The sequence below is a fragment of the Acidovorax sp. SUPP3334 genome (assembly GCF_030159055.1).
Lineage (GTDB): Bacteria > Pseudomonadota > Gammaproteobacteria > Burkholderiales > Burkholderiaceae_C > Paracidovorax.
Window position 1 is genome coordinate 96,095 of record NZ_BQXQ01000008.1, and the last position, 25,890, is coordinate 121,984.

Annotated in this window: 24 protein-coding genes; 12 read left to right on the top strand and 12 right to left on the bottom strand. The window is 66.9% G+C overall.

Annotated elements, in window-relative coordinates; genetic code table 11:
- Positions 1 to 15: 15 nt before the first annotated feature.
- The 3 genes from AVHM3334_RS06365 (at position 16) to AVHM3334_RS06375 (ending at position 3,793) form a co-directional block, all read left to right on the top strand.
- Positions 16 to 1,626 carry a TonB-dependent receptor gene (locus AVHM3334_RS06365; RefSeq protein WP_502869867.1) on the top strand — a complete coding sequence of 537 codons (1,611 nt, stop codon included), beginning with the start codon at positions 16 to 18 and terminating at the stop codon, positions 1,624 to 1,626.
- Positions 1,627 to 1,898: 272 nt separating this feature from the next.
- Positions 1,899 to 2,519, top strand: coding sequence for a helix-turn-helix transcriptional regulator (locus AVHM3334_RS06370; RefSeq protein WP_284410641.1), 621 nt, complete (start codon positions 1,899 to 1,901; stop codon positions 2,517 to 2,519).
- On the top strand, positions 2,516 to 3,793 hold the full coding sequence (locus AVHM3334_RS06375; RefSeq protein ID WP_284410643.1) for a type II toxin-antitoxin system HipA family toxin: 1,278 nt from the start codon (positions 2,516 to 2,518) through the stop codon (positions 3,791 to 3,793). The genes AVHM3334_RS06370 and AVHM3334_RS06375 overlap by 4 nt, the downstream gene beginning before the upstream one ends.
- A 105-nt stretch (positions 3,794 to 3,898) precedes the next feature.
- Here AVHM3334_RS06375 and AVHM3334_RS06380 read toward each other — a convergent pair whose 3' ends face one another.
- The 10 genes from AVHM3334_RS06380 to AVHM3334_RS06425 form a co-directional block, all read right to left on the bottom strand.
- A complete protein-coding gene (locus tag AVHM3334_RS06380) occupies positions 3,899 to 4,822 on the bottom strand; it encodes a Bug family tripartite tricarboxylate transporter substrate binding protein (RefSeq protein ID WP_284410645.1) in 924 nt (307 codons plus the stop codon).
- Positions 4,823 to 4,977: 155 nt separating this feature from the next.
- Positions 4,978 to 5,262: a muconolactone Delta-isomerase gene (gene catC / locus AVHM3334_RS06385; RefSeq protein ID WP_284410647.1), complete on the bottom strand. Its 285-nt coding sequence runs from the start codon at positions 5,260 to 5,262 to the stop codon at positions 4,978 to 4,980.
- Between the two features lie 58 nt (positions 5,263 to 5,320).
- Entirely contained in the window at positions 5,321 to 6,655 is a 1,335-nt protein-coding gene (locus AVHM3334_RS06390) for a short-chain fatty acid transporter (RefSeq protein ID WP_284410648.1), read from the bottom strand.
- A 61-nt stretch (positions 6,656 to 6,716) separates the two neighbouring features.
- Positions 6,717 to 7,442, bottom strand: coding sequence for an SDR family NAD(P)-dependent oxidoreductase (locus tag AVHM3334_RS06395; protein WP_284410650.1), 726 nt, complete (start codon positions 7,440 to 7,442; stop codon positions 6,717 to 6,719).
- Positions 7,443 to 7,554: 112 nt separating this feature from the next.
- A complete protein-coding gene (locus AVHM3334_RS06400) occupies positions 7,555 to 7,851 on the bottom strand; it encodes a YciI family protein (RefSeq protein ID WP_284410652.1) in 297 nt (98 codons plus the stop codon).
- A 123-nt stretch (positions 7,852 to 7,974) separates the two neighbouring features.
- Entirely contained in the window at positions 7,975 to 9,051 is a 1,077-nt protein-coding gene (locus AVHM3334_RS06405; RefSeq protein ID WP_284410654.1) for a cyclase family protein, read from the bottom strand.
- Positions 9,052 to 9,077: 26 nt separating this feature from the next.
- Complete coding sequence (gene pcaD, locus AVHM3334_RS06410; RefSeq protein ID WP_284410657.1) at positions 9,078 to 9,872, bottom strand: 3-oxoadipate enol-lactonase; 795 nt, start codon at positions 9,870 to 9,872, stop codon at positions 9,078 to 9,080.
- A gap of 31 nt (positions 9,873 to 9,903) precedes the next feature.
- A complete protein-coding gene (pcaF, locus tag AVHM3334_RS06415; protein ID WP_284410659.1) occupies positions 9,904 to 11,106 on the bottom strand; it encodes a 3-oxoadipyl-CoA thiolase in 1,203 nt (400 codons plus the stop codon).
- A 49-nt stretch (positions 11,107 to 11,155) separates the two neighbouring features.
- Positions 11,156 to 11,809 (bottom strand): 3-oxoacid CoA-transferase subunit B, encoded by a 654-nt coding sequence (locus AVHM3334_RS06420; protein WP_284410725.1) that lies wholly within the window; start codon positions 11,807 to 11,809, stop codon positions 11,156 to 11,158.
- 29 nt (positions 11,810 to 11,838) lie between these two features.
- Positions 11,839 to 12,540: a 3-oxoacid CoA-transferase subunit A gene (locus tag AVHM3334_RS06425; protein ID WP_284410660.1), complete on the bottom strand. Its 702-nt coding sequence runs from the start codon at positions 12,538 to 12,540 to the stop codon at positions 11,839 to 11,841.
- A gap of 109 nt (positions 12,541 to 12,649) precedes the next feature.
- Between AVHM3334_RS06425 and AVHM3334_RS06430 the strand changes: the two genes are divergently transcribed.
- The 4 genes from AVHM3334_RS06430 to AVHM3334_RS06445 all read left to right on the top strand — a co-directional run bounded on the left by AVHM3334_RS06430 (position 12,650) and on the right by AVHM3334_RS06445 (position 18,780).
- Entirely contained in the window at positions 12,650 to 13,453 is an 804-nt protein-coding gene (locus tag AVHM3334_RS06430) for an IclR family transcriptional regulator domain-containing protein (RefSeq protein WP_284410661.1), read from the top strand.
- Between the two features lie 218 nt (positions 13,454 to 13,671).
- Positions 13,672 to 15,534 (top strand): methyl-accepting chemotaxis protein, encoded by a 1,863-nt coding sequence (locus tag AVHM3334_RS06435; protein WP_284410662.1) that lies wholly within the window; start codon positions 13,672 to 13,674, stop codon positions 15,532 to 15,534.
- A 126-nt stretch (positions 15,535 to 15,660) separates the two neighbouring features.
- On the top strand, positions 15,661 to 16,095 hold the full coding sequence (locus tag AVHM3334_RS06440; protein WP_284410663.1) for a DUF1841 family protein: 435 nt from the start codon (positions 15,661 to 15,663) through the stop codon (positions 16,093 to 16,095).
- 165 nt (positions 16,096 to 16,260) lie between these two features.
- Positions 16,261 to 18,780, top strand: coding sequence for a bifunctional diguanylate cyclase/phosphodiesterase (locus AVHM3334_RS06445; RefSeq protein WP_284410664.1), 2,520 nt, complete (start codon positions 16,261 to 16,263; stop codon positions 18,778 to 18,780).
- 45 nt (positions 18,781 to 18,825) lie between these two features.
- Here the strand turns inward: AVHM3334_RS06445 and AVHM3334_RS06450 are convergent, their stop codons facing one another.
- The gene (locus AVHM3334_RS06450; RefSeq protein ID WP_284410665.1) at positions 18,826 to 19,884 is read right to left on the bottom strand and encodes a hypothetical protein; all 1,059 of its coding nucleotides are present in this window, start codon (positions 19,882 to 19,884) and stop codon (positions 18,826 to 18,828) included.
- Between the two features lie 246 nt (positions 19,885 to 20,130).
- A complete protein-coding gene (locus AVHM3334_RS06455) occupies positions 20,131 to 20,796 on the bottom strand; it encodes a c-type cytochrome (protein WP_284410666.1) in 666 nt (221 codons plus the stop codon).
- Positions 20,797 to 20,900: 104 nt separating this feature from the next.
- Here AVHM3334_RS06455 and AVHM3334_RS06460 point away from each other — a divergent pair, with 104 nt between their 5' ends.
- The 5 genes from AVHM3334_RS06460 (at position 20,901) to AVHM3334_RS06480 (ending at position 25,871) form a co-directional block, all read left to right on the top strand.
- On the top strand, positions 20,901 to 21,755 hold the full coding sequence (locus AVHM3334_RS06460) for an AAA family ATPase (RefSeq protein WP_284410667.1): 855 nt from the start codon (positions 20,901 to 20,903) through the stop codon (positions 21,753 to 21,755).
- 12 nt (positions 21,756 to 21,767) lie between these two features.
- Complete coding sequence (locus AVHM3334_RS06465) at positions 21,768 to 21,998, top strand: hypothetical protein (RefSeq protein WP_284410668.1); 231 nt, start codon at positions 21,768 to 21,770, stop codon at positions 21,996 to 21,998.
- An 8-nt stretch (positions 21,999 to 22,006) separates the two neighbouring features.
- Complete coding sequence (locus tag AVHM3334_RS06470; protein ID WP_284410669.1) at positions 22,007 to 22,609, top strand: GNAT family N-acetyltransferase; 603 nt, start codon at positions 22,007 to 22,009, stop codon at positions 22,607 to 22,609.
- Positions 22,610 to 22,636: 27 nt separating this feature from the next.
- Entirely contained in the window at positions 22,637 to 23,824 is a 1,188-nt protein-coding gene (locus AVHM3334_RS06475; RefSeq protein WP_284410670.1) for a vWA domain-containing protein, read from the top strand.
- A 145-nt stretch (positions 23,825 to 23,969) separates the two neighbouring features.
- The gene (locus AVHM3334_RS06480) at positions 23,970 to 25,871 is read left to right on the top strand and encodes an autotransporter assembly complex protein TamA (RefSeq protein ID WP_502869868.1); all 1,902 of its coding nucleotides are present in this window, start codon (positions 23,970 to 23,972) and stop codon (positions 25,869 to 25,871) included.
- Positions 25,872 to 25,890: the final 19 nt, after the last annotated feature.

Here is a 25,890-nt window from a genome sequence, read left to right on the forward strand (position 1 = left end):
GCCGCCCAGCGCACGTTGCAGGCCGACATCAACCGCCCGTTGAACGCATCGGGCAAGGCGGCGTTCCGCATCAACGCCCAGGTGTCGAACAGTGGCGACCCGACCGACTTCGTGTACCGGCGCGACCGATGGATCGCGCCCTCGCCCTCGCTGTCGCTGTCGCTGTCGCTGGACCTGGGCCCGCAGACCGACCTGGTGCTTTTCGCCACCTACAGCCAGAGCAACTGGCTGCGCCAGCAGGGCATGACGCCCTACGGCACGGTGCGACCCAACCGCAACGGCCCGGTGCGCACGACCCTGTACACGGGCGATCCGGGCTTCGGCGGCTACGACATCGAAAGCACTTCGGTCGGCTATGCGCTGGAGCACCGCATCTCGCCACAGCTGACGCTGCGCCAGAACGTGCGCTACGAATCCGAAAAGGGGAACGGCAACTTCGTCTCCAACCTGGCGCTGCAGTCCAACCAGCGCCTGCAGAACCGCCAGGCCACGCGCCAGTACCTGGACGACGACATGCTGGCCACCGACACCTCGCTGCTGTCGCAGTTCGCCGCCCTGGGTGTGCAGCACCGCCTGGTGACCGGGCTGGACGCACGCACCAGCCACAGCTGGCAGGGCCAGCGGCGCTGCACCATCGGCGCGCTCGACGTGTTCAACCCGGTGTACGGCGTGGCCACTTCCTGCCCGGCGGCCTATACGAGCAACGCGCCTGAAAAGCTCAGCGTGATGGGCCTTTATGCGCAGGACCAGATCAAGCTCAACCCGCAGTGGACCGCCCTGGTCGGCCTGCGCCGCGACTGGTCCGACAACCAGATCGACGACCGCCTGGCCAACCGGCAGACGCGCCAGAAGGATTCCGCCACCACTTTGTCGGCCGGGCTGGTGTACGAGTTCACGCCCGGCTGGGCAGCCTACACCAGCTACGGCGAATCGTTCCTGCCCGTGTCGGGCACCAGCTTCGGCGGCTCGCCCTTCGCGCCGGAGACCGGCAAGCAGTGGGAGGCGGGCCTCAAATACGAGGCGCCGAACGGGGGCTTGACCGGTGCCCTCGCGCTCTTCGACCTCAAGCGCCGCAACGTCACCACGGCAGACCCGGCCAACACCGGCTTCAGCGTGCAGACCGGCGAACAACGCGCGCGCGGGCTGGAGCTGGAAGTGGGCGCCGAACTGCTGCGCAGCCTGAAGCTGACGGGCACCTACACCTACACCTACACCTACACCTACACCTACACCTACACCTACACCGACACCTACACCGACACCGACACCGACACCGACACCAAGGTCACGCGCGACAACAACGCCGCCATCGTCGGCCTGCCGCTGAACCTCACGCCGCGCCACACGCTGGCTTTGTGGGCCACCTACAAGCTGCCGCAGATGCCGCAGATCACCCTGGGGGCCGGTGCCCGCTACGTGAGCGAGCAGATCGGCTCGTACCCCTTCACCCTGCCCGCCTACACCGTGGCGGACCTGTCGATCGGCTATGCCGGCGCCAACTACCGCATCACCGCGGGCGTGAAGAACGTGTTCGACAAGGCCTACTACGACGGCGCGATCAACGCCAACGTGGTGTCGCCCGCCCTGCCGCGCAGCTTCAGCGTGGGCCTGACGTACTTCTTCTGAAAACCGGCGGCAGGCGTGATGAACTGCCGATAGCCACCAAACGGGCGAGGCGCCGACACTTTTGGCGCCCAGCCAGCGCACTCGGATCGCCTGCGCTGCGCTACATCGGTCTGCCGACATCAACAAAGTCGAATTGGCTTTTTATATTCATAGATGTTTAATATTTTCGTTATTTCCTATCTATGTGAATTTTTTACGCATTCCTGTTTGAATTCAGACCAATACCTAATTCATAGGTTTCTATTTTTTGGCATTTTCAATAACATCTATGAATGCCAAGACAGAACACCCCGCCAGCAGCCTACCCCCGGGCCGTGCTGGAGCAGATCGAGCAACTGGCGCAAAACATCGTCATCGCCCGCAAGCGCCGCAAGGAAACGCAGGCGCAATGGGCCCAGCGGCTGGGCGTCTCGCAGCCGACCATGGCCCGCATAGAGCGGGGGGACCCGTCCGTGGCGATGGCGTCGTATGTGATGTGCATGTGGCTCATCAACCAGGCACAGGGCCTGGCCGAGTTGATTGCGCCGCAGAACGACCTTGCCTCGCTGGAACGTGAGGTCGCCAGAACGCGCCCGCGCGCACCCCGCGCCCCTATCGCCCCTATCGCCCCTATCGCCCCTATCGCCCCTATCGCCCCTATCGCCCCTATCGCCTCTATCGCCTCTATCGCCTCTATCGCCAAGACTCCAGAGAAAGGGGCGGTGCCGCAGGCCGACCCGGCCCTGGGAGCACCCAGCGTCCGGGAAGCGGAACCGGTCTTCGCGCGCCATGGCACCGCGGCGGGCGCAAGCTCCGAACCGGCCGTTCCGCCAAGCCCCGCGGAACGCCCGGCCAACAGCACGGCCGCAGGCCTGCTGGCTTTGATCGCCGGGCACAAGAAGGCCCGTTCATGAGCGCGCCCTCAGTGCTGCCGCGCTCTTATGTTCCGCAAGACACTCTGCACGTCTGGACGCTGGTCAACCCGGCCGCACCCGTGCTGACGGGCTCCGTCGCGTTGTCGGCCCTGGTGCCCAACTGCGCCACCTTCAGCTATGCCGCGGATTGGTGGGAGTTCGCGCTGAGCGAAGACCTTCCCCTCATTGCCGGGCAAACCTTCAGTGCAGGCCAAAAAGACAGCGCCCCTGGTGCCATCGACGATGCCCGCCCGGACCGCTGGGGCGAACGCATCATCCGCCATGTGGACCGGCCCGCGCGCCTGTCGATTCTGGAAATGCTGCTGTTCGCGGGCGACGACCGGTTCGGCGCTCTGGGCCTCTCGACCTCGGCAGAACGCTACATTCCCCGGCGCATCGGGCCGTATCCGCAGTTGCGCGACCTGCCGTCGCTGGTTCGGGCCGTGGAAGACGTGCAGACGCAAGCGCCCATCACGCCGGACATCCAGCGCCTGGTACAACCCGGCGTCACGCTGGGCGGCGCAAGGCCCAAGGCCCTGCTGCAGACCGATGGCGGCCCCTGCGTGATCAAGTTCAGCGAACTGGACGACCCCGTGGACACGCCGCTGATCGAGCACGCCACCATGACGCTGGCAGCCCAGGCCGGCATCCGCGTCGCCGCCACCGGCGTGCTGCCGCTGCCATCGCGGCATGCGCACGGCAAACCGCGCCACGCGTTGACCATCCAGCGCTTCGACCGGCTCGATACCGGCACCTTGAATCTGCGGCTGCACTGCATTTCGGCCAAGACCGCGCTGGCAGCGGCGGGCCTGGGTGAAAGCTACGGTGCGCTGGCCACGGTGCTGCTGCGCCAGGCCCACCCGGACCGGCACAAAGCCCAGCGCGAAGAGCTGTTCCAGCGCATGGTGTTCAACATCCTCATGGACAACACGGACGACCACGAGCGCAACCACTGCCTGCGGCTGGGCTTCGACGGTTACTACGAGCTGTCACCCGCGTTCGACGTGGTGCCTGCGCTGCAGAACATGGGCTACCAGGCCATGGGGGTGGGCCGGCACGGCGCGGAATCGACCCTCGAAAACGCGCTGACCGATCTCAGCGAGTTCGGCCTCACGCGCGCCCGGGCTGTGGAACTGATCCAGACAGTGGCCCGCACCGTGGACCGGTGGCCGCAGCATTTCGCCGAGCGGGGCGTGGGCGCGCAGGACATGGAGCTGCTGCACGCCAGCATCGACCGCAACGCGCTGAAATCCCAGCGCCAGGCGTTCTGCTGAACCTGGCAGTAGCGCGGCACAAGCATATTGGTCAAATATGCCTCCACCACAATATCCACTAAGGCATATAGCTATAAAAACAATAGCAACCGAGAGGACGCCAGATCAATCCACGCTGGCGCCGGATTCCTTCACCACCTTGCCCCACTTGGCGCTTTCGGCCTGGATGAAGGCAGCGAACTGCTCGGGTGTCTCGCTCACCGGCTCGGCGCCCTGGTCGGCCAGCTTCTTCTTCGTTTCGGCCTGCGACAGCACCTTGACCAGCGCCTTGTTCAGCTGCGCCACGATGGGCGCGGGCGTGCCCGCCGGCGCGAACATGCCGAACCACGACGTGGCCTCGTAGCCGGGCACCCCGGCCTCGGCGATGGTCGGCACATCGGGCAGCTCGGGCGAGCGTTTGGCCGTGGTCACGGCGATGGGGCGCAGCTTGCCGGAACGCACGTGCTGGATGGCCGAGGGCATGTTGTCGAACATGATGCCGATCTGGTTGCCCAGCAGGTCGGTCACGGCCGGGGCGCTGCCCTTGTAGGGCACGTGCCGCATGTCCACCTTGGCCAGGCTCTTGCACAGCTCGCCCGACAGGTGGATGGAGCTGCCGCTGCCGGACGAACCGAAGTTCACCTTGCCCGGATTGGCCTTGGCATAGGCGATCAGCTCCTGCACCGTCTTGTAGGGCTGGTTGGGGTTGGCCACCAGCAGATTGGGCACGTTGGCCACGCGCGTGAGCGGCGCGAAGTCCTTCACCGGATCGAACGGCATCTTCTTGTACAGCGCGGCGTTGATGGCGTGCGTGCCCGCCGTGCCCATGAAGAGCGTGTAGCCGTCGGCCGGCGCGCGTGCGGCCATCTGCCCGCCGATGTTGCCGCCTGCGCCGGCGCGGTTGTCCACCACCACCGACTGGCCCAGTTCGGCGGACAGGCCCTGGCCGATCACGCGCGCCAGGATGTCGGTGGTGCCCCCGGCCGCGAACGGCACGATGATGGTGATGGGCTTGTTCGGGAACGCCTGCGCGAAGGCGCTGGCAGGCACTGCGGCCCCAGCGGCGGCGGCCAGCAGCGCGCGGCGCGAACCCGATCGGGACGGGGCGGCGGAAAGGGGCGGCGGAAAGGGGGGTCGAACGGAACGGGGTCATGTCTTGTTTCCTCGGTCGTGCGCCTGCGGCGGTGGAACGGCAGCGTGCCTGTCTATTCCTGCACGACAGACGACGGGTGGTTGGCCAGCGGCGTCACCTTGATCTGCATGTACGGAAACAGCGGCAGGCCGCTCAGGATGGCGTGCAGCTCGTCGTTGCTGGCCACGTCGAAGATGCTCACGTTGGCGTATTCGCCCACGACGCGCCACAGGTGGCGCCACTTGCCGCTGCGCTGCAGCTGCTGCGAATATTCCTTTTCCTTGCGCTTGATCTCGTCGGCCACTTCCGGGGCCAGCGTGGACGGGATCTGCACGGTCATTTCAGCCATGAACAGCATGGGTTGCTCCTTGAAAACGGAATGGAAAAAAGAAGGGAAGATGCCCACAGCACGGCGATCAGAGGTGCGGCCAGACCAGCATGGTCACGGCGTAGATGGCGCCCACCAGCAGCATGGACACCACCGTGTAGCCCATGATGTCTTTCAGCTTCAGCTTGGACAGCGCCAGCGCCGGCAGGATCCAGAACGGCTGCACCAGATCGTTCCAGCCGTTGCCCAGCATCACCGACATGGCCGTCTGCGCCTGCGAGGCGCCGAGCGTGGTGGCCGCGTTGATCATGAAGGGGCCCTGCAGCACCCAGTGGCCACCGCCCGAAGGCGCGAAGAAGTTGATGACGAACGAGCTGACCAGGCCCCACAGCGGCAGCGTGTCGGCGGTGGACACGCTCACGAACATGTGCGCGATCGACTCCACCAGGCCCGAGCCATGCATGATCGCCATGATCCCGGCGTAGAACGGGAACTGCAGGATGATCCCGCCGATGGTCTTCACGCCCTCGTTGACCTTCTCCACGTACTTCATCGGCGTGCCCAGCAGCAGCACCCCGAGGAACAGGATGAAGAAGTTGATCATGTTCAGGTCGAGGTTGCCGCCCTTCATGAAATGCATGGCCACGTACGCCATGCCGCACAGGCCGATCAGCAGGCTCAGCACGCGGCTGTTGTTCAGGCGCCAGGCCAGCGTCTTCTGGTCGCCCAGCAGGCCTTCTGCGCCGGCGGGCCTGGCATCGGCCACGGTGGCCGGGTCCAGTTCGACGACGGGCTCGCCCTTCTTGGGGTGCATGGTGGCGTTGAGCAGCGGCAGCGCGATCAGCACGGCCAGGCTGGTCAGCAGGATGGGCGCGGAGAAGATCGTCTGCGTGAGCGGGATCAGCCCCATGGTGCCCTCGAAGGCGTGGCCCTTGGTCGAGATCAGCACGGGAATGGTCGCCGAAAATCCCAGGCTGTACATGGTGAAGCCCGTGTACGCCGCCGCGATGATCAGCGGGTAGTGCACGCCCTTCACCTTGAGCGCGAGCTTGCGCGCCATGATGCCGCCGATCACGAGGCCGAAGCCCCAGTTGAGGTAGCTGCCCACGCAGCCGACGATGGTGGCCACGATGATGGCCTGGCGCGGCGTCTGCACCCGCGAGGCGATGCGGTCCAGGAACCGGTCCACGATGGGCGCGGCCGCCAGCACGTAGCCCATCACCAGGATCACCGCCATCTGCGTGGTGAAGGCCAGCAGGCTCCAAAAGCCCTTACCCCAGTCCTGCACCACGTCGTTGATCGGGCGGTTTTCGACCCCGAAGGCCAGCGCCATCGTCAGCAGCGTGAGCATGATCGCGAAGACGAACGGATCGGGCAGGTAGCGCCGCATCAGTTCGGTGAAGAAGGCTGTGATTTTCGACATCGGGACTGTCTCTTTGCTTTATTGTGTGGTTTGGAGAGAAACGAAAGGAAGGGGCCGCGCGCTACAGGCCCGCCACGCCCACGGTCATGCCGCCGCAGACGTACAGCACCTGGCCGGTGACGAAGCCGCTGCGCGCATCGAGCAGATAGGCGACGGCATGCGCCACGTCGTCCGGCGTTCCCACGCGCTTGACGGGCACCGAATCGATGATGGCCTGGGTGCGCGGCGCGTCGGGCGGGTTGGCGCGGTCGAACAGATCGGTGCGGATGGGCCCGGGGCCGATGGCGTTGGCCGTGATGCCGTGGCGGCCCAGTTCCAGCGCCCACACGCGGGTCATGCCGATCAGGCCGGCCTTGGTGGCCGAGTACGCGGTGCGCAGTTCCTTGCCCAAAGCAGCGCGCGAGGACATGTTCACGATGCGGCCGAAGCCCGCTGCCTGCATGCCCGGCAGCAGCGCCTGCATGCATTGCAGGCTGCAGCGCAGGTTGAGCGCCACGGCCAGATCGAACTGCTCCAGGGTCTGCTCGGCGGCTTCGGCGGGCACCACGATGCCCACGTTGTTCACCAGGCGCGTGATGGGCCCACCCGCCAGCGCCTGCTGCAGCGCCCGCGCGGTGTCGGCGGTGTTGGACAGGTCGGCCTGGATGCCGCCCGGCACGTGGTCCACCACGCGGTCGATGATGACGGGCTCGAAGCCGTCGGCGCGGCACCGCTCGGCCGTGGCGGCACCGATGCCGGCGCCGCCGCCCGTGATGAGAACGCGCTCACGCGATGAAATGGCGGTCATGGAAGGTCACTCCGGGAAAAACGAAAGGCGATGGATCGAAAAACGGAACCGCACGGGCAGGTGCGAGAACATGCGCAACGGCACGTGCCACGGCAGGTGTAGTGGCCGGCGCTCAGAGATGGCACTCGCCGCCCACGTAGGCTTTGCGCCAGCGCGTGAGCACTACGCGCTCGAACAGGCCGGCAGCGTGGAACGGGTCGGACTCGATGAAGCGCTGCGCCTGCTCGCGCGTGTCCAGGTCCACCACGTACAGGCCACCGCCCAGGTCGGTGCCGTCGTCAGCGAGCTTGGCGCCGCAGGCCAGCAGCAAGGCCTTGTGCTCGTCCAGGAACGCCAGGTGCGCTGCGCGCGTGGCCTGGCGCACGGACTGGTGATGAGGCTTGTCGAAGGTTTCGATGATGAAAGGCACAGCAGTCTCCGTGTGCCAGGCGGGCCGGCACATTGCAAATGCCGGTCGCCCGGCGGGGTCGGTGTTGGATTCCCGGGCGGTGCGCGCCGCCAGCGAACCGTGACCGGGAACGAACGTCGGCGCTCAGACCGTGGCGACCGGCGTCACGGGCGAACCCACGGCACCGGGAAGATTCAGCGGCGGCGCCGTCAGCAGGAACCGGTGGCGCCCGCGAGCGCGCAGCCACTCGGCCAGCGGTGTGAGATGCCACAACTCGCCCAGGTGAACCCCGAGCTTGAACAGGCAGTGCTCGTGCAGCGGCAACGCCGCGCAGCAGTCGGGGCCGGGGCGCGCCGGGTGCGCCTCCACCGCGTAGTTGTCGGCGGCGATCGCGGCCAGCTGGCTGTCGGTGATCCACTGCAGCAGCCGCTCGTCGCGCCCGTCCAGCACGGCGCAGGCACCCGCCATGACGGCCGGCTCGGGGTTGCGGCGCATGCCCAGCAGCACGTCGGCAAAACCCGAGTGCAGGCAGACGATGTCGCCCGCCTCCACCGTGACGCCGTCGGCATCCATCACGCGCATCAGCGTGTCGTAGCCGACGAGCGTGCGGGCGTCGCCCAGGTGCGCGCGCAGATCGATCATCACGCCGCGGCCCTGCACGCCCGTGCGCGCCATGCCCTCGATGCCCAGGGCATGCGCGGCCGAAGTGCTGGTGGCCGCCCCCGGCGCACCGGGCGAGGCCGGCACGCCCGTGTCGCGCACGTCGTGCGGGCCGACGATGTGGCGCCCCGCCGCGTAGCCGTTGTAGTACAGCGCTTCGGGCAGGCCATCGCCGTTGGCATCGAACATCGAGCCGGCGTGGGCCAGGCTGTCCCACTGGGTGGAGTACTGCAGATACAGAATGGCCAGGTCGTCCGACAGCACATCGGTGCGGCCGGGCTCCAGCTCGCCCATCAGGCAGTTGAAGTTGACGCGGCCCTTGCGCAGCGTGGGCCGCAGCACGGGCGGGTAGCGGTTGGGGTTGAGGGCGTTGCCGCCAGGGTAGTCCAGCGGCAGGCTCAGCGCGAAAGCCAGTCCCTCATGCACTTCGGCCACGCCCTGGCGCACCTTCTCGGGCGTGAGCAGGTTCAGGCGGCCCAACTGATCGTCGGGGCCGAAGTCGCCCCAGGTGGAGCCTTCGGGGCGGTGCCGCCAGCGGGGATTCGTAGGCTGTTGATCCATGGAGGGTGTCTCGCGCGGCAATCGGCTCAGGCGGCCAGGAAGGCCGCCAGGGCGGCATCGAAGGCTTCGGGCGCCTCCAGGTTGGAAAGGTGCGAGGCAGGCAGGTCCGCCCGCTGCGCGCCGGGGATCGCGGCCTGCATCGCTTGCGCGTCGGCCACGGTGGTCACCGGATCGGACGCCCCCGCGATCAGCAACGTGGGCACGTCGATGGCACCGATGGCACTGCGCAGGTCGGCATGCGCCAGGGCTTCGCAGCACGCGGCATAGCCTTCGGGGGCGATGCCGGCGATCCAGCCTTGCGCGCGGCGCACCGCCTCGGGCTGCGCGGCGACGAAGGCCTGCGTGAACCACCGGGCGGGCGACGATGCGGCCAGTTCGGCCATGCCTGCCGAACCCTTCTCGCGCACCAGGGCGGCGCGGGCCAGCCATCCGTCGGCCGCGCCGATCTTCGCCGCGCTGTTGGCCACGGCCAGACCGCTCAGCCGGCCAGGTGCGTTCACCCCCAGCCAAAGGCCGGTCAGCCCGCCCATGGAGATGCCGCAGAAGCTTGCGCGCTCGATGCCCAGCGCGTCCAGCAGGGCCAGGACATCGCCGCCCAACTGATCGATCCGGTAAGGGCCCTGGGGCACCGCAGAGCCGCCATGGCCCCGCGTGTCGTAGCGCAGCACGCGGTGCGTGCGGGAGAACTGCGCTGCCTGAGCGTCCCACATGTCCAGCGTGGTGCCCAGCGAGTTGGAGAACACCAGCGCGGGAGCGTCTTCAGGGCCTTCGATGCACACACGGAAGGCGCCAGCGGCAGTGGTTACGGTAGAGAGGGACACAGGGCTTCCTTGAAGGTATCGGCCAGCGCCGTCAAACGCGTTCCAGCACGACGGCAATGCCCTGCCCCACGCCGATGCACATGGTGGCCAGCGCGTAGCGGCCGCCCGTGGCGTGCAGGCGGTTGACCGCCGTGGTGGCCAGGCGGGCACCGCTGGCGCCCAGCGGGTGGCCCAGGGCGATGGCGCCGCCCCAGGCGTTGACGCGCTCGTCCTCGTCCTGCAGGCCCAGCTGGCGCAACACGGCGATGCCTTGCGCGGCGAAGGCTTCGTTCAGCTCGATCACGTCCATCTGCGCCAGCGTGAGGCCGGTGAGCTGCAGCACTTTTTGCGTGGCGGGTGCCGGGCCGATGCCCATCACGCGCGGCTCCACGCCAGCGGTGGCCATGCCGACCACGCGGGCCTTCGGGGTCAGGCCGTGCCTGGCGGCTCTGGCCTCATCGGCCAGCAGCAGCGCACAGGCCCCGTCGTTCACGCCGCTGGCGTTGCCGGCCGTGACCGTGCCGCCTTCGCGCACCACGGGCTTGAGGCTGGCCAGCGCCTCCAGGCTGGTTTCACGCGGGTGCTCGTCCTTGTCGACGACGATGGGGTCACCCTTCTTCTGCGGCACGTGCACGGGCGTGATCTCGCGGACCAGGTGGCCGGCCTGCTGCGCGGCCACGGCCTTCAACTGGCTGGCAAGGGCCATGCGGTCTTGCGCCTCGCGCTCGATGCGGTAGTCGTCGGCCACGTTCTCGGCGGTTTCGGGCATGGAATCGACGCCGTACTGCGCCTTCATCAGCTTGTTGACGAAGCGCCAGCCGATGGTGGTGTCGTACACCGCATTGGTGCGGCTGAAGGCGGTTTCTGCCTTCGGCATGACGAACGGCGCGCGGCTCATGCTCTCCACGCCGCCCGCGATCATCAGGCCCGCCTCGCCCGCCTTGATGGCGCGCGCGGCGGTGCCCACCGCGTCCAGCCCAGAGCCGCACAGGCGGTTGATGGTGGCGCCGGGCACGTCGATCGGCAGGCCGGCCAGCAGCGCGGCCATGCGGGCCACGTTGCGGTTGTCCTCGCCAGCCTGGTTGGCGCAGCCGTAGAGCACGTCGGTCACCACCGCCCAGTCCACGCCGGGGTTGCGCGCCATCAGCGCCTTGATGGGAATGGCGCCCAGGTCGTCGGTGCGCACGCTGGACAGCGCGCCTGCGTAACGGCCGAAGGGCGTGCGGATAGCGTCGCAGATGAAGGCTTGCGTCATGGTGTTGTCTCCAGGGTGTGTGTCGGGAAAGGCGCTGCGGCGGCCGGTGTCAGGCTTGTGCCGGCCGGATGGGCAGGCCCACGAGGCGTTCGAGTTCGGCGTGGTCCAGGCCCGGCACCGCGTCGATGAGCACCAGGCCCTCGGGCGTGCAGGCCAGCGTGGCCAGGTCGCTGTAGATGCGCTTGACGCAGCCGATGCCGGTGAGCGGATAGATGCACTGAGCGACGATCTTGGACTGCCCCTGCTTGGTGAGCAGATCCATCATCACCCACGTCTGCTTGGCGCCGATGGCCAGGTCCATGGCCCCGCCCACGGCCGGAATGGCGCCGGGCTCGCCCGTGCTCCAGTTGGCCAGATCACCCGTGGCGGACACCTGAAAGGCCCCCAGGACGCAGATGTCCAGATGGCCGCCGCGCATCATGGCGAAGCTGTCGGCATGGTGGAAGTACGCGCCGCCCGGCAGCAGGCTCACGGGCTGCTTGCCGGCGTTGATGAGGTCGTAGTCCTCCTGGCCCGGGGTGGGCGCGGGGCCCATGCCAAGGATGCCGTTCTCGCTTTGCAGGATGACTTCGCGGCCGGCGGGAATGTGGTTGGCCACCAGGGTGGGCTGGCCGATGCCCAGGTTGACGTAGGCGCCGTCGTGGATGTCTTGCGCCACGCGGGCGGCCAATTCATCTTTGCTACGCTTTTGATAGCCATTCACGCTTTCTACTGTTGCGCTGGATGCCATTTTCATGCCGATTTCTTGAAGCCACCGGCCTGCGTCGCGACGCGCTCGATCCGCACCACATGGCTCACGTAGATGCCCGGCGTGACGATGGCCTCGGGGTCGAGCGCGCCCAGTTCCACCACGTCGTGCACCGTCGCCACGGTGCGCTTGGCGGCCGTGGCCATCACCGGACCGAAGTTGCGGGCGGACATGCGGTAGGTGAGATTGCCCCAGCGGTCGCCCCGCTCGGCCTTGATCAGCGCCACATCGCCGTGGATGGGGTACTCCAGCACGTAGTGCCTGCCACCGATCTCGCGCGACTCCTTGCCCTTGGCGAGCTCGGTGCCGTAGCCGGTCGGACAGAAGAAGGCGCCGATGCCGGCCCCGGCCGCGCGCAGGCGCTCGGCCAGGTTGCCCTGCGGCACCAGTTCCAGCTCCAGTTGGCCGGACCGGTACAGCCCGTCGAACACGTGGCTGTCCACCTGGCGTGGAAAGCTGCAGATGATCTTGCGCACCCGGCCCGCCTTGAGCAGCGCCGCCAGGCCCGTGTCGGCGTTGCCGGCGTTGTTGTTCACCACGGTGAGGTCGCGTGCGCCCTGCTCGATCAAACCATCGATCAGTTCGCCGGGAATGCCGGCCGTGCCGAAGCCGCCGATGAGCACGGTGGCGCCATCCTGGATGCCCGAGAGGGCCTGGGCCACGGAATCCGCAATCTTGTTGATCATGGGGAGGTGGGGGTGCAAAAGGTGAAAATTCGGAAAGCGCCTGAGCGGCCTGGCATTTGTTCGTATAAAGAACAAATGTTCGTACAATGAATTTTAGGACCAAATCCCCATGAGCGACAGCCCCCCTGAGATCGGTGATAACCCTAGGCCAGGCGACAGCTACGTGCAGTCGTTCGCCCGCGGCCTGGAGGTGATCCGATCTTTCAGCGCCGCCACGCCGCAGCAGACGCTGAGCGAAGTGGCGGCCCGCACCGGCCTCACCCGCGCCGGTGCGCGGCGCATCCTGCTCACGCTGCAGACGCTGGGTTACGTGGACAGCGACGGCCGGCTGTTTCGCCTCACCCCCCGCATCCTCGATCTGGGCTTTGCCTATCTGTCGTCCATGCCGATCTGGGACCTGGCCGAGCCGGCGATGGAGGCGCTGGTGGACCATGTGCATGAATCGTGTTCGGCCGCCGTGCTGGACGGCCGGGACATCGTCTATGTGCTGCGGGTGCACACGCACAAGATCATGAGCACCAACCTCGGCGTCGGCTCGCGGCTGCCGGCCTTCTGGACATCGATGGGCCGCGTGCTGCTGGCGGGCCAATCGGACGACGCGGTCATGGCGCTGCTGCAAAACCTGCCGCGCCGGCCATTGACACCCCACACCCTGCTGGACGATGAGCGCCTTCTGGCCGCAGTGCGGCAGGCGCGCACGCAGGGCTGGTGCCTCATCAACCAGGAACTGGAAGAGGGCCTGATTTCCGTCGCGGCGCCGCTGCGCAACCGCGCCGGTGAAACCGTGGCGGCCTTGAACATCAGCGGCCAGGCCAACCGCACCAGCGCGGAAATGATGCAGACGCAATTGCTGCCCGCGTTGCTCAAGGCGGCCGAGGCGATTTCGCGCACGTTGGGCACGCGCCGCCGCTGAATGAGAGGATTTTTGTCAGGCATGGAGCGCTCGCCACGGGACTGGCTGCCTGTGCTGGTTACACCTGTTGAGTTTTCCCCACAGGCGGTCCAAAGTCTCTTTGAAAACTCCCTGCCGTTAAGAAAAGCTGCAGCTTTAGTGGTTACGATTACTGACAAACAGTCGGCGTACTGCGCTGCTTCCGCATACCGCTCAAGCACCCATTCCAGGAAACTCCCATGAAAAATCTCAAACTGGGCGTTCGCCTGGGCCTCGGCTTCGGACTGGTGCTGTTACTGATGGCGCTCATCACCGGCATCAGTCTCTTTCGGCTCGCCGATCAGGACGAAGCCTCGCAGCAGCTCATCAACGACCTGTACCCCAAGGCAGCGGCCAGCCAGCAGCTGTCGTACCTGACCATGGACACGGCACGCCTCGTGCGCAACCTGATCATCCTGGCCGACGAAAAGGGAATGGCTCCCAACAAGGCCGCGCTGGACAAGAACATCGCGACCACCGGCACGCTCATCGGCACGCTGGAAAAGCTGGCCGACACGCCCGAAGAACGCGCGCTCATCCAGGAGATCAAGACCCAAAGCGCGACCTACATCGCCTTCAGCCAGGACGTCGCTGCGCTCGGCCTCCAGAACAAGAACGAAGAAGGCCAGCAACTGCTGTTCGGACCGCGCTACGCCATCCAGGGCACCTACCTCGCCACGTTGCGAAAGATGGTCGATCTGCAGGAAAAGAACATGCAGCAAGGCGGCCAGGTGGCCCATGCCGCCTACCTCAGCGCCCGCATGATCGTCTGGATCGCGGCGCTCATCGCGGCCTTGATGGGCATGGTCTGCGCGTTCTTCATCACGCGCTCTGTCACCGCCCCGCTGCAAGACGCCGTGGACGCCGCCGATCGCGTGGCCGACGGCAACCTGAGCGTGCCGATCGTCGCGCAATCGAGGGACGAAACCGGCACGCTGCTCACCGCCCTGCAGCGCATGCAGGCCAACCTCGTGCAGACCGTGGGCACCGTGCGTGGCAACGCCGAGAGCGTGGCCACGGCCAGTGCCGAAATCTCTCAGGGCAACAACGACCTGAGCCAGCGCACCGAGCAGCAGGCGTCGGCCCTGGAGCAGACGGCCGCGTCGATGGAAGAACTGGGCAGCACGGTGCGCCAGAACGCCGACAACGCCCGCCAGGCGAACCAGTTGGCCCAGGACGCCAGCGAAGTGGCGGTCAAGGGCGGCGAAGTGGTGAACCAGGTGGTGGACACCATGAAGGGCATCAACGAGAGTTCACGCAAGATCGCGGACATCATCTCCGTGATCGACGGCATCGCCTTCCAGACCAACATCCTGGCGCTGAACGCCGCCGTGGAAGCCGCCCGCGCGGGCGAGCAGGGCCGGGGCTTCGCCGTGGTGGCCAGCGAGGTGCGCAGCCTGGCCGGCCGCTCCGCCGATGCGGCCAAGGAGATCAAGGACCTCATCAGCGCCAGCGTGGAGCGCGTGGAACAGGGCACGGCCCTGGTGGACCAGGCGGGCAACACCATGAAGGAAGTGGTGACCTCCATCCGCCGCGTGACCGCCATCGTGGGCGAAATCAGCGCCGCCAGCCGCGAACAGAGCGACGGCGTGGCGCAGGTCGGCGAAGCCGTCGTGCAAATGGATCAGGCCACCCAGCAGAACGCCGCACTGGTCGAAGAAAGCGCTGCGGCGGCCTCCGGCCTTCGCGTGCAGGCCGACCAATTGGTGCAGGCCGTAGCCGTCTTCAAGCTGGCTCCCGGTAGCGGTGCTGCAGCCGCTCCGTCCGCCTATGCCGCATCCGCACCGGCCTCCGCAGCGTCGCCAGCCTCCATGCGCAAGCCGGTCGCTCTGCCCGCACGCGCTGCCGCAGCCGCCCCGAAGGCGGTCGCGCAGCCGGCACGCACCCGCTTGGCGGCGCCCAAGCCCGCAGCGGGCAAAACGGCTGCGGCCCCCAACGCATCGAAGGCATCCAAGGCACCCGCACCGAAGCCACGCGCCATTGCATCGCAGCCCGCCAGCGCCCCGGCTGCAGCGCCCGCACCGGGCGGCAAGCACAACAACGACGACTGGGAAACCTTCTGACAGATCGTCCGGCCCGGGTGCGCGGACGCCTGCCGATCCCGGCAGCGCTCCGCATGCCGGAATGCCTGCGGCCGGGCGGTGCGGCAAGGGCGCAACCCCCCCGTGGCCCGTGCTACGCTGGCTGACATGTTCAATCCGTCCCAAGCCGATGTGCGGCGCTTTTTCTGCGCCGTGTATGCCAAGTCCCAGGCCGGCCAGCCCATGGAAGCCATCGAGACGCTGGCCAGCCTGTGGATCGCGGAGCACCCCGAATACCACGCCGACCTGGCCGATGTCGATGCAGCCCTGGCCCGCAATTACGACGAGACGCCGGACCGCACCAATCCCTTTTTGCACCTGTCGATGCACCTGTCCATCAGCGAGCAGTGCAGCATCGACCAGCCGCGCGGCATTCGCCAGGCGGTGGAACTGCTCGCCGCGCGCCTGGATTCGCTGCACGACGCCCACCACGCCGCCATGGAATGCCTGGGGCAGATGTTGTGGGAAAGCCAGCGCTCCGGCCGCCCGCCCGATGGCGATGCCTATGTCGCGTGCGTACAGCGGCGCGCAACCCGGGACTGATGCCGGCCCCTGCGCCACCATTGCACACCATGCCCTGGAACGATCACCTCCTTGCCGCCGCTACGCCAAAGTCCGGGCTCGGCATGGCGGCGGTCGTTTCTCCAGCCCAGAGCGCCCATTTACCGGGGCCGGCCAGCGCCCTCGCATCGGACAGGGTGGCCTGACATGCGCCGGTGGCAGATCTCCCTGCGCACCGCCATTGCCGTCCCTTTCGCCGTGCTGTTCGCCGCCACCGTGGGGCTGCATGCATTCACCCAGCAGCGGCAGATCGGCCACCTGATCGACCAGGAGAGCGTGCGGCTGCTGAACGCGGTGATGCACACCTCGCAAGACCGGCTGTCGCGGTTCCTCTCGCGGCCCTTCGAAATACAGCGCGACATCGCCGATGCCATCGGCCGACATGGCCTTTATCAGCCCGGCGACATGCGCCCCATTCACGAACACATTCGCGCGGTGTTCGATGCCCTGTACCGCGACGAGCGGCAGATCAGCCTGCTGAGCTTCGGCAGCCGTGACGGCGACTACACCGGCCTGCGCCGCGAGGCGGACAGCTATCGGCTGATCCTGAAGGACCGCTCCACCGAAGGGCTGATGCACGTTTACCAAAGCGGCACGCCCGATTCGGTGTCGGCATCGTTTCGCGGCTACGACCCTCGCGTGCGCCCCTGGTATGCGCCGGTGGCCCGCACGGGCAACCCTGGCTGGTCCCCCATCTACACCACGGCCGGCGAGCGGGCCGATGTGACCATCTCCGCAGCCTCCGCCGTGGTCGCCAATGGCCAGATGGTGGGCGTGATGGAAGCCGACGTGCGGCTCGACACCCTCAACCATTTCCTGCGCGACGACCCCTTGCGCGGGCACGGCCATATCTTCATCCTGGACGTGGACCAGCGGCTGGTCGCACAGTCCGAAGGCGGCTCGGTGCTGTCGGAACAGCCCGTCTCCCGCACCGGCGAACGCGAGCGGCTCACCGCCGGGCTCAGCGCCAGCGCGCCCATCCGTGCCGCTGCGGCAGCCCTGCCGAGCACGCGAGCCGACGCGGGGACGGAGTTTCAATTCCAGCACAACGGCGAACGCTACTTCGCGCGCGTGACCCCGTTCACGCAGCAGCCCGGCATCGACTGGCGCATCGTGGTGCTGCTGCCCGAGTCCGACCTGCTGGGCGATACGCGCGTGATCAGCCGCCGCTACATGCTGGCAGCCAGCGGCATCGCGCTGCTCGGTTTGCTGCTGGGCCTGTGGGTGGTGCAGCGCGTGGCGCGTCCCATCCTGCTCACGGCCGAGGCCGCCAACCGCCTGTCGCGCGGCGACTGGGAACCGGGCCTGCTGCGCCACACCAGCGCACTGCGCGAGACCACCACCCTCATCCAGGCCTTCAACCAGATGGCCGACCGGCTGCGGCAATCGTTCCTGCAGATGCGCGAGCAGCTGCTGGGCGACCCGCTCACCCGCCTGCTCACCCGGCGCGGCCTGCTGGAGAAGGCCGACTGGCAGTCCCCCCGCTGGGCCGTACTCAGCCTGGTGGGGCTGGACGCTTTTCGCGCCATCAATGACAGCGTGGGCTTCGGCACGGGCGACCGACTGATGCAGGCCATCGCCGAGCGCATGCGCCAGCGCCTGCCGGCCACGGTGCTGATGGCGCGCCTGGGCGGCGACGAATTCGCGCTGCTGCATCTGGACGGCGAAGCCGTGGCGGAAGACACCATCGGCAAAGCGGTGCTGGGGCTTTTCTCCACGCCGTTCTCGGCGGGTGCGGACGAGGTCATGCTCAACGCGTCGGTCGGCGTGGTGGCGGGGTCGCTGGCGGGCGACCAACTGGCCGAATGGCTGCGCAACGGCAGCATCGCCCTGGGCGAGGCCAAGCGCCGCGGCCGCAACCAGTGCGTGGTGTTCGAGCCCTGCATGGTCGAGCAGTCGATGGAGCGCACGCGGCTGGCCATCGAACTGCGCCAGGCGCTGGAGAAAGGCCAGTTCCTCGTGCACTACCAGCCGGTGATCGACCTCGCCAGCGGCCGCGCCACGGGCGCGGAGGCGCTGGTGCGTTGGAACAGTCCTTCGCGGGGGCTGGTGCCGCCGGGCGTTTTCATTCCCATCGCGGAAGAGTCCGACCTCATCCTGGCGCTGGGCGACTGGGTGCTGCGCGCAGCCACGCACGCCATCGCGCACCAGCGGGCCCAATTGCCCGAGAGCTTCGATCTGCATGTGAACGTGTCCGCCCGCCAGCTCATCCAGTCGGACTTTCCCGCTACGCTGCAGCAGGTGCTGCGCGACAGCGGGCTGCCGCCGGACCACCTCACGCTGGAGCTGACCGAATCGGTACTGATCGAGGACGACGGCGTGACACAGGCTCGCCTGGCGGCCATCCGCGCGCTGGGCGTGAAGATCGCCATCGACGATTTCGGCACCGGGTACTCATCGCTGGCCTATCTGAGCCGGCTGCCGTTCGACTGCCTCAAGATCGACCAGCGATTCGTGCGCAACCTGCTGCATTCGCCACAGGACGCCGCCATCGTGACCGCCGTGCTCAACATCGCGAAAGGGTTCGGCGTGACCGTGGTGGCCGAAGGCGTGGAAACCGAGGGCGAGGCGCGGCAACTGCGGGCCATGGGCTGCGCCCAGGCCCAGGGCTATTATTTCGGCCGGCCAGCGCCGCTGGAGCTTTTCGACCGTTCCGTTCGGGGATAAGCGTCGCAGTGCCGGCGCTCGGGACTGGCGCCGGGTGATCGGTGTTCAGTCGGCGGGAGTGGCCGCACGGCCGATGCGGCTCAGCGACACAAAACCCGAGCCTGAGACCCGTATGCCGACCTGCTGGTTCTGGGCGCCTGCCGACAAGGTCAGCGTCACACCGTCTTGCCCCAGTTCCCCCTCGCCCGGCCGATTGGCCCCCAGCACCGCCATGGCCTGCTGCAGGGCCGCCTCCACGAGGTTCGCGGCTGCCGCACCGGTTTCGCCGCGGTAGTGCGCCCCTTCGACGATGCAGCGAATGCCCTCGGAAAGCCGCGAAAATCCGAGGCGCCGGCCCTGTGCCAACCAGTTGGAGATGGCAAGGCTCACTTCCCGCGAAGAGACAGCGGCGTTCATCAGGCTGAGGCTTTCCAGCGCACCGAAAAGCGCAGGCAGCAGCGCTTGCAGCGCCACTTCAGCTGCGGTGCCGCGCTGCGCCGGGGTGGCCTGCAACAAGCCTGGCAGGGTGTTGGCCAGGTGGAGATAGATCCGGTAGTAGTCGACAAACTCACGCGGTGTGTGCGCTTGGCGAATCGCGAACGCCGCGGCCTCTGCCTGCAATGCAGGGGACGGAACCGCGCCGCCCACCGAAAACCCAGGCAACTCGCACAGTGCGACGCCATCGATGAAATCGATGCTTTGAAACACCGGTGCCTCGGCCACGCCCAGTGACCCGAGGAATGCCCGCGCCTTCTGGAACTCCGTCGCCGTCAGCAGCCGATGTTCTCGGAGGATGCGCTGCCCCTGAACCATCACCGCAGGGTCCGCGTCGCCCGCCTCCACGCGCGCCAGGGTCCGCAGATCGTTCAGCTCCAGCGTCATCAGCTTGGCCGGGCTGACCGTCAGGCCCAGGCCGGGGAGCAGCGCCAGCCCGGAGCCATGAAGGCCTTGCTGGATGTCGCTCACCAGCGCCGCTTCATCGGGGAAATGGTAGTGCGCACTGGGCGAAGTGGTCGCCCAGCGCAGCCATTGCAGGCCGCCATCGATCAACGACAGGGCAACCTGCGCGGACTCCGACAACGTGGAAGACTGGGGCAGCACGTGCCCCGCGATGGAAATGCTCATGTGTTGACCCCTCTTGCCATGCAGGTTGGAATAAATAACGAACAGTGCGGCGGCGGAACACCGTCCATGAAACGATCGATGCAGCCGGCACGCCGCCATCCGGACGCCCGAAGTGCCGCGACCAAAATATAACGCCCGCGCAGGGCCATCGTTCTTGCCATGAACCGGCCAAAAGAAAACCCGCCGGACGGCGGGTTCTCAAAGCGGGGCCAGCAAGGCAACGCGGGGGTTGGCCGGGTCAACGCATCACCGAAAGCGCGACTGCGGAACCACTTGCAACTCGCCATCGAGCGAGCCGATGTAACCCGCCAGCGCCTTCAGTTCGGCGTTCGTGAACTGCTTGGCGATGCCCGCCATGATGGCGTTGGAGCGGCCCAGATGGGTGTTGTTCGGATCGGCCTTGTACGCTTTCAGCGCCACGAAAAGGTAGTCTGCGTGCTGGCCGGAAATCTTGGGGTACGACGGGTCGATGGGCTTGGAGAAGTTGTCTCCATGGCAGGACACGCACGCGCCCTTTTGCAGCAGTTGCGCCACCTGCACGCTCGGCTCGCGCGTGGGCTTGGCAGGCAGGTTGGCGCCCTCGCGCACCTGGGCAGCATAGTAGGCGGACACATCGGCGATGTCCTGGTCGGTGAGCGAATCGGCAATGCCGCGCATGGTCGGATGCTTGCGGTCGCCCTTCTTGTAGGCATTGAGCGCCGAGGTGATGTAGCGCTCGCCCTGCCCCGAAATCATGGGCACCTTGTGCACTTCGGGAAAGCTGGCCTGGTACCCTGGAATGCTGTGGCAGCCGATGCACATGGCGATCTTGCCTTGGCCCGCCTTGGCATCGCCCTTGGTCTCCTGGGCCTGCGAAACTGCGGTCACGCAAGCGACAGCCAGGGCGAATATCGTGGTCAACTTCTTGTTCATTTTGCGCGCACAATCTCGTGGAAGTTTGTCGGTGCTCGGGCAGAAAACGATTATAGCCAGCGCCTTTCCAGGCCTTTTATCAACGATTACCCTATTTACGGCCCATGAAATTCCAAGGCTCACAGAGTTACGTTGCCACCCAGGACCTGATGCTCGCCGTGAACGCGGCCATCACCTTGCAGCGCCCGCTGCTCGTCAAGGGCGAGCCCGGCACAGGCAAGACGATGCTGGCCGAAGAGGTCTCGCGCGAACTGGGCATGCCGCTGTTGCAGTGGCACATCAAGTCCACCACCAAGGCGCAGCAGGGGCTGTATGAGTACGACGCCGTGAGCCGCCTGCGCGACAGCCAGCTGGGCGACGCCGACAGCAGCGAGCGCGTGAAGGACATCCGCAACTACATCGTGCAAGGCGTGCTCTGGCAGGCCTTCACCGCCGACCAGCCCGTGGCGCTGCTGATCGACGAGATCGACAAGGCCGACATCGAATTCCCGAACGACCTGCTGCGCGAGATCGACCGCATGGAGTTCTACTGCTACGAGACGCGCGAGCTCATCCGCGCCAAGCACCGGCCCCTGGTCTTCATCACGTCCAACAACGAAAAAGAACTGCCTGACGCTTTCCTGCGCCGCTGCTTCTTTCACTACATCAAGTTCCCCGAAGCCGAGACGATGCGCAAGATCGTCCACGTGCACTTCCCCACGCTCAAGAGCGAGTTGCTCGCCGTGGCGATGAAGACGTTCTACGACGTGCGCGGCCTGCCGGGCCTCAAGAAAAAGCCATCGACCAGCGAACTCATCGACTGGCTCAAGCTGCTCGTGGCCGAAGACATTCCGCTCGAAGCTTTGCAAAGCGCCGACCAGAAGGTGTCCGTGCCGCCGCTGGTGGGAGCCTTGCTCAAGAATGAACAGGATGTGGGCCTGTTCGAGAAGCTGGTGTTCATGAACCAGCGGAACCGATGAAGGCCCCCCCCGATGAGCAGCGCACGCCGCCTGCTGATGGAAGGCCTGTCCGACGCCGTGGGCTTCGTGGGCGGCGCGCTCGCAGGCTACTGGATCGGGCACCTGCTGGGCTTCGACATCTTTTCTTCGGGCTACGGCCCGTCCAGTCTGGCAGGCATTGCGCTCGTCGGCCTGGGCGGCGGCTTCGGCCTGCAAGCGGCGCGGCGCTGGCGCGTCAGCCGCGCACAGCGCGACAAGGAATGAGTGGTTTTATGGCTTTCGTCGAACCCGTGACCTTTCGCGACCGTGGCATCCGCCTGGAGCCTCTCGCGCTATCGCATGAAGAGGGCTTGCGCGCTGCGGCCACCGATGGTGCGCTATGGACGCTGCGCATCACCTCCGTGCCCGAGCCGCAGGATGTGCGCGCCTACATCGAAGCCGCCCTGGCCGGGTGCGAGCAGGGCCACCGGTTCGCGTTCGCCGTGGTGCAGGAAGACACCGGCAAGGTGCTGGGCACCACGAGCTACCACGACATCGTGCCGGCCGTGAAGCGGGTGGAGATCGGCTTCACCTGGTACGCCAAGAGCGTGCAGCGCACGCACGTCAACACCACCTGCAAGCTGCTGATGATGGGCCACGCCTTCGACACGCTGGGCTGCCACGTGGTGGGCTGGCGCACCGACAACTACAACTTCGCCTCGCAGCGCGCCATCGAGCGCCTGGGCGCCAGGAAGGACGGCGTGCTGCGCGGCCATGCGCTGCGCCGCGACGGCACCATCCGCGATACGGTGATGTACAGCATGCGCTCGGGCGAGTGGCCGGAAGCGCGCGCCCAGTTGCTATACCTTTTGCAGCAGCACCCCCTACTGGAATAAGCGCTGGAAGGCTAAAAGGCTCAAACCATGCTGATCGACTTCTTCTACACGCTGCGCGCCGGGCAACTGCCGGTGTCGGTGAAGGAATACCTCACGCTGCTGGAAGCCTTGCAGGCCGGCGTGGTGGGGCCGAACTCGGACGATGCCTGGAGCCTGGACGATTTCTACCACCTCGCGCGCACCGTGCTCGTGAAGGACGAGAAGCACTTCGACAAGTTCGACCGGGCTTTCGGCGCCTATTTCAAGGGCGTGGAGATGGTGGCCGACTTCCGCAAGGACATTCCTGCCGACTGGCTGCGCAAGATCCTGGAGCGCGAACTCACGCCCGAGCAGAAGGCCGCCATCGAGAAGATGGGCTGGGACGAGCTGATGGAGACGCTCAAGAAGCGCCTGGAAGAGCAAAAGGAACGCCACGAAGGCGGCAACAAGTGGATCGGCACGGGCGGCACCAGCCCGTTCGGCCACGGCGGCTACAACCCCCAGGGCGTTCGCATCGGGGGCGCCGGCAAGAACAAGAGTGCGGTGAAGGTGTGGGACCAGCGCGCCTACAAGGACTACGACGACACGCAGGAACTGGGCACGCGCAACATCAAGGTCGCACTGCGGCGGCTGCGCAAGTTCGCGCGCGAAGGCCACGAGATGGAACTGGACTTGGCCGACACCATCCGCAGCACGGCGGCGAACGCGGGGTATCTGGACATCAAGATGATTCCCGAGCGCCACAACAACGTGAAGGTGCTGCTGCTGATGGACGTCGGCGGCACGATGGACGAGCATGTGCAGCGCGTGGAAGAGCTTTTTTCCGCCGTGAAGACGGAGTTCAAGCACCTGGAGTGCTATTACTTCCACAACTGCGTGTATGACTTCATGTGGAAGAACAACCGCCGCCGCTTCGCCGAGAAGTTTCCGACCTGGGACATCATCCGCAAGTACAACAAGGACTACAAGCTCATCTTCGTGGGCGACGCCACCATGAGTCCGTACGAGATCCTGCAGCCGGGCGGCAGCGTGGAATACAACAACGAAGAGGCCGGGGCCGAATGGCTGCAGCGGCTGATCCACGCCTTTCCCCGCTTCGCATGGATCAACCCCGAACCCCAGGGCGTGTGGCAGTACCGGCAGAGCATCGGCATCATTCAGCAGATCGTGGGCCAGCGCATGTACCCGCTGTCGCTGAAGGGCCTCGAAGAGACGATGCGGCTGCTGTCCAAATAACCCGGCCGGGCAGCGCAGCGCGCGCCGCTGTCTGACAGCGACTGCACACTTTTCAGGCCATAGTGCCCCCAATTGCTGCCGCGCCCTTCAGGGCGCAGCAGCTTGGCCGCCCTTCCCTGCCTGCCCTTTCAAAGCCCTCTTTTACGTGTCCCTCAACGCCCTCCATTCTTCGAGACGATTCCCGACGCCGGCCTTGTGGCCGGCGTTGCTGCTTTCGAGCCTCGTGGCGCTGCAGGGGTGCAGCCTGCTGCCCGGTGCGAAAGAAGGCACGGTGGACAACAACACCATCCAGTCCGACGCCGGGGCCGGCACCGGGCCGGATGCGTTTTCGCTGGAGGTGCGCGCGCCGGACGCCGTGCGCGAATACCTCATGCGCCACATGGAGCTGCAGCGCTTTCGCCAATTGCCCGACCTGCAGTCGAGCGAGATCACGCGGCTGCTGGGCGCTGCCGAGGCCAATGCCCGCGAACTGCTGGGTACCCTGGGCTACTTCAGTCCCGCGCTCACCATCACGATGCAGGAACCCCCCGAGGCCGCAGGCGCGCCGCGCACCATCACCGTGGAAGTGGAACCCGGCCCGCAGACCCGCGTGGCCAGTGCCGACATCGATTTCACGGGCGCCGAGGCCGATGTCCCGAAATTCGCCAACCGCCGTGCGCGCCTTCAGCGCAGTTGGTCGCTCACGCCCGGACAGCCCTTCACGCAGGACGCGTGGGACGGCGCCAAATCACAAGGCCTGCGCCAGTTGCAGGCCAGCCGCTACCCCACGGCCAGCATCGCCAAGAGCCGTGCCGAGATCGACGCTGACCGCAACGAAGCCAAGCTGGGCGTGACGTACGACCCCGGCCCGCCCTACCGCTTCGGCGCATTGCGCGTGCAAGGCGGCGAACGCTACAGCGCCGACGGCGCACGGCGCATCGCACGGCTGCCCACCGGGGCCGACTACAGCGAAACCCAGTTGCTCGATGCCCAGATGCGCCTGGCCAGCAGCGGCTATTACGACGCCGTGTTCCTGTCGCTGGAGACCGACGGCACCGATCCGCAGGCGGCGCCCGTGGTGGCCCAGGTGCGCGAGGCACCGCTGCAGAAAGTCGTGTTCGGCGTGGGCCTGTCCACCGACAGCGGCCCGCGGCTGAGCGTGGACCACATCCACAACAAGCTGCCCGGCATCGGTTGGCGCGCAGTCAGCAAGGTCTCGGTGGACCGCAAAAACAAACTGCTGTCCACCGACTGGACCGATCTGCCCGGCGAAGACGGCTGGCGCTGGTTCACCGGCGCACAGGTGCAACGCGAAACCACCGGCGACTACGAGGTCAACAGCACCCGAGTGCGCGGCGGCCGCAGCAAGAGCACCGACCACATCGACCGAAGCTACTTCCTGCAGCACGACACCGCCAAGAGCCAGGGCACGGATGCCCCCCCTTCCAGCGCGGCCATCAGCGCGAACTACGGCTGGACGGGCCGCTACTTCAACAACACCACCAACCCCACGCGGGGCTTCGGCCTGGCCACCGAGCTGGGCGTGGGCACCACGCTGCGGCCCGAGCGCGACCCGTTCGTGCGCGCCTACCTGCGGTGGCAGTCCTTCTACCCCATGGGCCGCGTGGACATGGGCGAGGGCGTGACCCGCACCAGCCGCCTGGCCCTGCGCGCCGAGGGCGGCGCGGTGATCGCACGGCGTGGCGCCGAGATCCCGGTGACCACGCTGTTCCTGACCGGTGGCGACACCACGGTGCGGGGATACGGCTACCGCGAGATCGGGGCGCGCACCAACAACGGCCAGCTGTATGGCGGCCGCTACCTGACCGTGGCCAGCGCCGAATGGCAGCGCCCCATCGAGTTCCGTGGCAACCGCACCGACTTCGAAAGCGCCGTGTTCATCGACACCGGCGCCGTGGCAGACCGCGCGGGCGACCTGGACCCGCGCGTGGGCGTGGGCGCGGGTCTGCGCTGGCGCAGCCCGGTCGGCCCGCTGCAGGCCGACGTGGCCTATGGCGTGCAAGCCAAGCAACTGCGGCTGCACCTGCGGCTGGGCTTCAGTTTCTGACCGGCAAGAGAGACCCCAG